Origin of the sequence: Treponema sp. (assembly GCF_024696245.1) — a bacterium.
Classification (GTDB): Bacteria; Spirochaetota; Spirochaetia; order Treponematales; family Treponemataceae; genus Treponema_D.
The window spans coordinates 22,280-29,943 of record NZ_JAILGZ010000074.1 but is presented as its reverse complement, the minus strand read 5'-3'; the positions used below and the strand labels follow the sequence as shown (position 1 = coordinate 29,943).

Sequence of the window (7,664 nt, the reverse complement as noted above, 5' to 3'; positions counted from 1 at the left end):
CAAAAAAAATGCTCCTGTATTAAACAGAAGCACCGTCTTACTTTAATTAATTGAAACTGCCAGGGCAAGCTGGTCAGCGCAGGATGTTGGTTTGTCACGGCAGGTATTGCCTTTTAGTTTTGCAACGATTTCTTTAGAGGTCATTCCTTCGCAGAGTTTTGCAATTGCCTTTAAGTTGCCGTTGCAGCCTCCTGTAAACTTAATGTTGTGAATGATATCTCCGTCTTTTTCAAACTCGATTTTTACGGCGCAGGTACCTCTTGTTGTATAAGTTATCTTTTCCATAGGGCCTGAATTCTATAGTGAATGGGTCTTTTATGTAAGTGGAATATCTTTCTAAATTTCCAACTTTCTTGACGTAACAGCTTTGTAAATGGTTCTGGTGGCTGTAATGGCGACTGGTGGCTGGCCGGCTTTTTGTTTTGAATAATATTCTTCCTTTGTATTAACAAATGTTTGATAAAGGAATATAATGTAAAGGTCTAATTTAAAATTATTTTTTTAAGGGGTGACGATATGGCAAAGGATCTTGACTGGGGAAGCCTTCCTTTTGGTTACATGGAAACTTCCAAGAGTTTCGTTGCAAATTTTAAGAATGGTAAATGGGATGAAGGTACTTTAACTTCTGACCACACTATTACTCTCAACGAATGTGCCGGTGTGCTTCAGTATGCACAGACTTGTTTTGAAGGGCTTAAAGCCTATACTACTGCAGACGGTAAAGTGGTGTGCTTCCGTCCTGACCTTAATGCAGACCGCATGGCAGATTCCTGTGCCCGCCTTGAAATGCCTGTATTCCCAAAGGACAAATTCATTCAGGCTGTAAAAGACGTTGTAAAAGCAAATATTGACTGGGTTCCACCTTATGGTTCCGGTGCAACACTTTACATTCGTCCATATATGTTTGGTGCCAATGCTGTTATTGGTGTAAAGCCTGCTGATGAATATCAGTTCAGGATTCTTGTAACTCCTGTAGGTCCTTACTTTAAGGGCGGAGTTAAACCAATTAAGGTTCGCATTTCTGATCTTGACCGTGCTGCTCCTCATGGAACTGGTGATATTAAAGCCGGTCTTAACTATGCAATGAGCCTTCACAATATTGTAGACGCTCACAAGTGCGGTTATGCAGAAAACATGTATACAGACCCTGCTACTCATACTTACATTGAAGAAACTGGTGGAGCAAACATTCTTTTTGTAACAAAAGACGGAAAGCTTGTAACTCCTAAGTCAAACTCAATTCTTCCTTCTATTACACGCCGTTCACTTTTAATCGTTGCTAAGGAATACCTTGGTATCGAAGTAGAAGAACGTCAGGTAAACAAGAACGAACTTAAGGACTTTGTAGAAGTTGGTCTTTGTGGAACAGCTGCTGTAATTTCTCCTGTAGGTCAGATTGATGATCACGGAACTTCTATTATGGTTCCAAGTGGAATGGAAAAATTCGGTCCTGTCCTCGGAAAGCTTCGTGATACCCTTACTGGAATTCAGATGGGTACAGAAAAAGCTCCAGAAGGCTGGGTTGTTCAGATTGCTTAATTAAACTGAATTGAAAGAAGTGCTGCAGTAAAATGCGGCACTTTTTTTAACATAAAATTTTTTTATAAAAGGAAAGAAATATGGATTTTGTAAAAGAGCTTCGTGCTAAAGCTAAGGCTGCCGGAAAAACAATCGTACTTTGCGAAGGTGAAGACAAACGTGTTGTAGAAGCTGCTTCTCTTGTTGTAAAAGAAGGCATTGCTAAAATTATTCTTCTTGGAAACAAAGCAGAAATTGAAAAGTTTGGTTTTGATATGACAGGTGTTACAATTGTTGATCCTACAAATGATTCAAATGCCGACAAATATGCAGAACTTCTTTATAAGGCCCGCGAAGGAAAAATCAATAAGAAAACAGGTGCTCCAGAATATGCTGATGTAGCTGCTGCAAAAGCTGCTGCCCTTAAAGATTACACTATGTACGGTGCCCTTATTCTTAAGGCTGGCGATGCAGATGGTTTTGTTAGTGGTGCATGCCATTCAACAGCAAATACTCTCCGTCCTGGACTTCAGGTTATTAAAACTGCACCTGGCATTAAGACAGTTTCTTCATGCTTTATCATGGTTGCTCCAGAAGGTGGAAACAAATATCTTTCTGACGGAATCGCAGTATTTGGTGACTGTGCAATTAACATTGAACCAAGTGCAGAAGAACTTGCAGACATTGCCATTGCTTCTGCTGACACAGCTAAAAAGATTGCAGGAATCGAACCAAAAGTTGCACTTCTTTCTTTCTCTACAAAGGGTTCTGGTTCAGATGCAAAGGGACTTAACACTGTAGGTAAGGTTGTAGAAGCTGTTGGTCTTGCAAAAGAAAAGGCTCCTGAACTTGCTCTTGATGGTGAATTCCAGTTTGACGCTGCTATTGCTCCAGAAGTTGGTGAACTTAAGGCTCCTGGCAGTGCAGTTGCAGGTCATGCAAATACATTTATCTTCCCTAACATTAATGCTGGTAACATCGGTTACAAGATTTGTGCCCGCATGGGTGGATGGAAGGCTATTGGTCCTGTTTGTCAGGGATTTGCAAAGCCTCTTAATGACTTAAGCCGTGGCTGTAACGTTGACGAAATCGTTGATACAGTTGCAGTAACAGCTCTTCAGGCATAAGTAAAAGTTTGTAAGAAAAATTTCTTATACAATAAAAGCGGCAGTTTTAAGATTAAAAGTAAATTGTACTTTATAAAATCTTAAAGCTGCCGTTTTTTTTGTCCGGATTTTTTATTGTCCTTTTTTTATATTGAATCTTAACACTCAGCTGTAACTTCTACTTCCAGAAGTGCTCCTTTTGGTAAGGCTGCAACTTCAAAGCAGGAGCGGGCAGGCTTACTTAGAAAATATTCTTCGTATACTTTATTAAAGGCTGCAAAGTCAGAAATATTTTTTAAGAAGCAGGTGGTCTTTACAACTTTGTCCATGCTGCTGCCTGCAGCTTTAAGAACTTCCGAGAGGTTCTTACATACCTGATGGGTTTGTTCTTCTATTGTTCCCTGGCAGAGTTCTCCTGTTGCAGGTATAAGGGGAATCTGACCGCTTGTAAAAATAAAGCTGCCTGATTTAATTGCCTGGGAATAAGGTCCGATTGCAGCAGGTGCCTTGTCTGTAAATATTTTTTCCATAAGTTTCTCCTTTATAAAAAAAAAGCTGCCGGAATAACCAGCAGCTATAGTTTAATGATTTATCATATGATGGTCAGCAGGAATGATGTTACAAGACCTACAAAGATAGAAACTCCCAGTACATGAACCGGCATAAAGGAACTGAACATGATTGCTCCAAAAGAGAATGCCGTTGTTAAGAAGGAGAGGGCAATGGCAAAAGTTTCTGCCTTGCTTTCCTTGTTTTCCATTTTGTAAATGATGTAATCAAGTCCAAGACCAAAGACTAAAATCATACCGGTAATACAGAAGAATTCAATCTTAAGTCCTGCAATTGTAAATACAGATGTAATCATGAGGACACTAATTGCCGGAACAGATGCAATCTTAAGTGTGTCCTTCCAGCTGTAGAATACTTTAAGAACGATAAAGATTACTACAAAGGCAATAAGGAACATTTCTGTAATCATTAAAGACAGGCGGTCAAGACCGTAGCTTATGTCCTTAACGCGGTTTTCAAAATAGATGTTGCTGTCTTCATCTGCAATGGCATTGTACTCAGCTTCTTCTTCTGGCTGAACGATTGCAGGGAGAACAAGGGAATAATATTTTCCCTGGTGACGGCCGATCCAGATGATATCAAGAACACTTTGAATTGCAGAAGGGAATTTTTCTTTTGGTGTAAGGTATTTTCCCTGACGCTTTTCAAAATCTTTTGTAAAGCTTTCTTCCATCTGGTCATCAAATTCCAGGTAGTCGCTGCGGTAGTCTTTAAGGTTAATCAGGTTTTTTGAAGCCTGGTAAGATTCTTCCTGAGATTTAATTGAAGGAACAAAGCATGCTGTACAGATAAAAGATTTTCCTTCAAGGGACTTCATGATTTTTTCTTCACGCTGAAGAACTTCTTCTTCTGAGTCACCGCTTACGATAAACCATGAGGTTGGGTTGTAGTTAAGAATCTGGAATGCCTTTGCTGCGTCATACTTAAGGCGGCCTTTTGGCTGGTAAAGGGCTGTAAAGTCATTCTTAATGGAAATCCTGTCCCTGCAGATAAAAAGGGTTGCTGCAGAAAAAGCAAGAAGCACAATTGTAATTAATTTTGCAGTAACTTTTTTATTTGGAATTGTAAAGTTAATTCTGTTAAGGATAGAAATAGTGCGCTTTTCTCTTGGTGGAATCTTAAGAAGTGTAAAGAGTCCTGTTACTGTAAGGAATGAACTTAAGATACCGGTAAATGAGAATACTGCAACCTGCTTAAGCATAAGGAAAGGTGCACCCATAAGAAGGGCATAACAAATTTCTGTAGAAAGGAGAGAAAGGAAAAGTCCGTTAAAGAGATGGGCACGGATTTTTCTTCCTGAGTTCATCTTTCTGCGGCCCTTCCAGTTAATAAAGAAGTGAAGGGTATAGTCAATTGAAGAACCAATAAGGGATGTTCCAAATACCAGGGACATCATGTGTACTCCACCAAATACAAAGTGGGTAGTACAGAAAGCCGTAAACATGGATACTGAAATTGAGAATACTGATGCAAGAATAGGAAGGGGACTTCTGAATACTACAAGCATCATAATAACAATCATTATTACTGATACTGCAGAAATCACAGATACTTCATTTGTTGCATCAGAGGAACTTCTGTAACTGTGGAATGTTGTTCCTGAAAAAATAAATTTAAGGCCGTCTTTTTCTAAAGGAAGACAAACATCATAAATTAAAGGAACTGCATTTTTTTTGCTGGCAAGAGCTGCACCTTCATCAGAAAGCTGCAGGCGGATCATTACGTTCCACTTAGTTTCTTCAGTTGCTTCTCCATTTTCATCAAGAGGCCAGCGGTTGGCAAGCACACCGTCTTTAGGCTGCATTGCAGGGCCTGCGTTCTGGGCATACTTGAGGTAAGTCATAAGGTTAGTGTTGTCAAGGAAGAATGGATCGTTTTCCGGATCGGCAGGGGTACCAAAACTAAGGGCACCGTAAATACTGCTTAAGGCTTCCATTGAAAAATCTTCTGCACCTTCTTGTGTAGAAATCTTTTCCCTTACTTCCGGAGAAAGAAGATTGTATCTCCATTCTTCAAGAAATTCCTGGTAGGAAGACATGTCGTCTGCAGTTCCGGAATAAAGACTTACGCTTTCAAACTTTGAACTGTCCTTGAGTTTATTGTAGACAATCTCTGCACCTTCTTTTGCCTTGGAAAAGTCTTCATGGGTAGAAAGAATAAAAAGACTTTTGCCACTGGTAGAAGTTATGTTTTTGTCTGCAATCTTTGCGGCTTTATTAAGGTTGTTGGATGGCAGCATGTTAAAAAGGTCTGCGTCCAGCTGAAGGCCGTCTGTAAAGAAAAGTGAAACGGAAAATAAAAGAATAAGTGTTGCATGGAAAATAATCCATGCAGCAGTAAAGAACTTATTTGATAAAGTAAGCTTGGTCTTCATTTGAGAGGGTCTCTTTGTATTTTATATTTTTGAGATTATATTTAGTGTAGTCAGTATCGCTCTGCTTTATTACAAGGGTTTTAAGCTGGGCTTTTGTTCCGGCATAATCACCTTCAATTATAATCTGTTTAAGTGAAGAAGAAATTGTTGCATCTTTTGGTTCAAGGGTAACAACCCATTCCTTACCCTCACTTACTGATACATTAAAATAGTTTTCTACAAGGGAAGAATCTCCGGAGAAAATAGAAGTCATTGCAGAAGCAACTGTTCCAAAAAGTTCAGAAGATGAGCTTTCGATTACGGAACGTTTTCCGGAAGCTGCTGTCTGAATTATATATTCCGGTGTAACAGCCATGGAAGTTTTCATTGGCTTTAATGTACGCCAGAGAATCTTGTCCTGAGAGAAGATAAATGTTCCGGAGGACTTAAGGGGCTTTTTTAATGCAGAGGAATATTTTTCCTGATTAAAATCACCTGTAGTAATTTTATGAGATGTAATCGAAGTTAAAATCTTGTCCAGTGGTTTTTCCTGGGCAAAAACTGTTGCTGAAACACCAAGTATCAGCAGGCATAATGCATGTTTAATAAAGCTTTTCATAGCGTATAGGATAGCATATTTATTAAACTTGAAGAAGTAGTTAACCTGAGTTTACACATTAACTGAATCACTGGAATTGAGTTCTACAAAACCTGCGTTAAGTCTGTTCATTGTTTTGTAAAAGTCAGGGAAACTTACACTGCAGCATTCTGCATCTTTAACCGTAATGAATTCTCCGCTTGGAAGTCCAAGTCCCAGACAGGAGAGGGACATTGCAACCCTGTGGTCTCCATAGCTTTCTACTACAGTTCCATGAAGTTTAAAATCAGGGTTAGGGCTGCCGTCTTTATTAAGAGGTGAGTGTCCATGAATGATAAGATAGTCTTCTCCTTCTTCCAGCTCTGCTCCCAGTTTTGAAAGTTCACTTACCATAACTTTAATACGGTCTGTTTCTTTTCTGCGGCAGCCTGCAATATCTTCTATATAAACAGTTCCTTCCGTAAAACATGCTGCTACTGCAACTGCACAAATTGCATCCGGCAGTCCTGACAGGTTTACATGAAGCTGTCCGTCTTTAAGATTTTCTGTAGTAAGGCGGCCGATTCCGTCTGCAGCTTTTTTCTGGCCACGGACAACAATTGTTTCTGCTTCCCTGTTCCATTCAATATCAGCACCCAGCTGTTTAAGAATGTTGACTATTTCGTCATCTCCCTGAGTTCCGCTGGAATCAACGTGTTCAATAAGAATCTGACTGTCTGTAATTAAAGTTGCAACAAGAGGGAATGCTACTCCTTCCCAGTCACTTGGAATTACTGTGTCAAAGGCCTTTATGTCAGCAGGGCCTGTTACTTTTATATGATGAAAGTCCGGAGAAATATCTGCCTTTACTCCTACTTTTTCAAGCCACTTCTGTGTCATGGTAAGGTAAGGTGTTTCTTTTGGATCGGTAAGTTCAATTTCTAAAGTTCCCTTCATTCTGAGGGCAGCCATCATCATTCCTGAAATATACTGGCTTGAAATTGTTCCACCGGTAACAAGTTTGTTTTCTGGAGAAATAGGGCCTTTAATAATAAGGGGGCAGCTTTTTGAACCGGGAATGGCTGTAGTTGCCTGAGCTCCCAGCTGGTTAAGGGCTTCTGCTACATGGTGAACAGGACGGGTACGGATGCTGGCGTCTCCTGTAAATACGCTCCAGCCTTCAAAGGTAGCAGCTATTGGTGAGAGAAAATAAAGGAGTGAACCTGAGTCTCCAACGTCAACTACATTAGAAGGAAGGTGAACTGATTTACCAGCTCCTTTTACTATCCAGTTTTTTACTGGTGAATCTGCACATGACTCAATGTCAACTTCTGCACCGATTAATGGAAGGGCTGCGGCTGTACTGAGACAGTCTGCACTGCAAAGTGGATTTTTTACGTTACAGGTTCCGTCTGAAAGTGCTGCAAGTAAAAGTGCCCTGATTGTATGGGATTTTGAACCTGGAACCTGAATTGTTCCGGAAAGTTCTGCCCGTTCTGCTCTGATCTTCATATTGTCTTAGGTTACCATAAGGAGAATC

At 40.0% G+C, this 7,664-nt stretch carries 7 protein-coding genes; 2 read left to right on the top strand and 5 right to left on the bottom strand.

Annotated features, from left to right (window positions below; genetic code table 11):
• Positions 1–42: 42 nt before the first annotated feature.
• Positions 43–285 carry a TIGR03905 family TSCPD domain-containing protein gene (locus K6D58_RS05210; RefSeq protein WP_296828329.1) on the bottom strand — a complete coding sequence of 81 codons (243 nt, stop codon included), beginning with the start codon at positions 283–285 and terminating at the stop codon, positions 43–45.
• Between the two features lie 231 nt (positions 286–516).
• On the opposite strand from K6D58_RS05210, the gene K6D58_RS05205 reads away from it, so the two are divergent.
• Positions 517–1,539: a branched-chain amino acid aminotransferase gene (locus K6D58_RS05205; RefSeq protein ID WP_296828328.1), complete on the top strand. Its 1,023-nt coding sequence runs from the start codon at positions 517–519 to the stop codon at positions 1,537–1,539.
• A gap of 80 nt (positions 1,540–1,619) precedes the next feature.
• Complete coding sequence (gene pta, locus K6D58_RS05200; RefSeq protein WP_296828327.1) at positions 1,620–2,645, top strand: phosphate acetyltransferase; 1,026 nt, start codon at positions 1,620–1,622, stop codon at positions 2,643–2,645.
• Between the two features lie 137 nt (positions 2,646–2,782).
• On the opposite strand, the gene K6D58_RS05195 is transcribed toward pta, so the two are convergent.
• The 4 genes from K6D58_RS05195 to aroA all read right to left on the bottom strand — a co-directional run bounded on the left by K6D58_RS05195 (position 2,783) and on the right by aroA (position 7,636).
• Complete coding sequence (locus K6D58_RS05195; RefSeq protein ID WP_296828325.1) at positions 2,783–3,154, bottom strand: RidA family protein; 372 nt, start codon at positions 3,152–3,154, stop codon at positions 2,783–2,785.
• A gap of 62 nt (positions 3,155–3,216) precedes the next feature.
• The gene (locus K6D58_RS05190) at positions 3,217–5,568 is read right to left on the bottom strand and encodes an MMPL family transporter (RefSeq protein ID WP_296828324.1); all 2,352 of its coding nucleotides are present in this window, start codon (positions 5,566–5,568) and stop codon (positions 3,217–3,219) included.
• Positions 5,540–6,166, bottom strand: a complete 627-nt coding sequence (locus tag K6D58_RS05185) for a LolA family protein (RefSeq protein ID WP_296828322.1) — start codon at positions 6,164–6,166, stop codon at positions 5,540–5,542. The genes K6D58_RS05190 and K6D58_RS05185 overlap by 29 nt, the downstream gene beginning before the upstream one ends.
• Before the next feature lie 51 nt (positions 6,167–6,217).
• A complete protein-coding gene (gene aroA / locus K6D58_RS05180) occupies positions 6,218–7,636 on the bottom strand; it encodes a 3-phosphoshikimate 1-carboxyvinyltransferase (protein WP_296828320.1) in 1,419 nt (472 codons plus the stop codon).
• Positions 7,637–7,664: the final 28 nt, after the last annotated feature.

What these genes read in the sequence shown, in the direction of transcription:
- K6D58_RS05195 (WP_296828325.1), bottom strand. Translation starts at nt 3,154, where the DNA reads ATGGAAAAAATATTTACAGACAAGGCACCTGCTGCAATCGGACCTTAT.
- K6D58_RS05210 (WP_296828329.1), bottom strand. Translation starts at nt 285, where the DNA reads ATGGAAAAGATAACTTATACAACAAGAGGTACCTGCGCCGTAAAAATC.
- pta (WP_296828327.1), top strand. Translation starts at nt 1,620, where the DNA reads ATGGATTTTGTAAAAGAGCTTCGTGCTAAAGCTAAGGCTGCCGGAAAA.
- aroA (WP_296828320.1), bottom strand. Translation starts at nt 7,636, where the DNA reads ATGAAGATCAGAGCAGAACGGGCAGAACTTTCCGGAACAATTCAGGTT.
- K6D58_RS05185 (WP_296828322.1), bottom strand. Translation starts at nt 6,166, where the DNA reads ATGAAAAGCTTTATTAAACATGCATTATGCCTGCTGATACTTGGTGTT.
- K6D58_RS05190 (WP_296828324.1), bottom strand. Translation starts at nt 5,568, where the DNA reads ATGAAGACCAAGCTTACTTTATCAAATAAGTTCTTTACTGCTGCATGG.
- K6D58_RS05205 (WP_296828328.1), top strand. Translation starts at nt 517, where the DNA reads ATGGCAAAGGATCTTGACTGGGGAAGCCTTCCTTTTGGTTACATGGAA.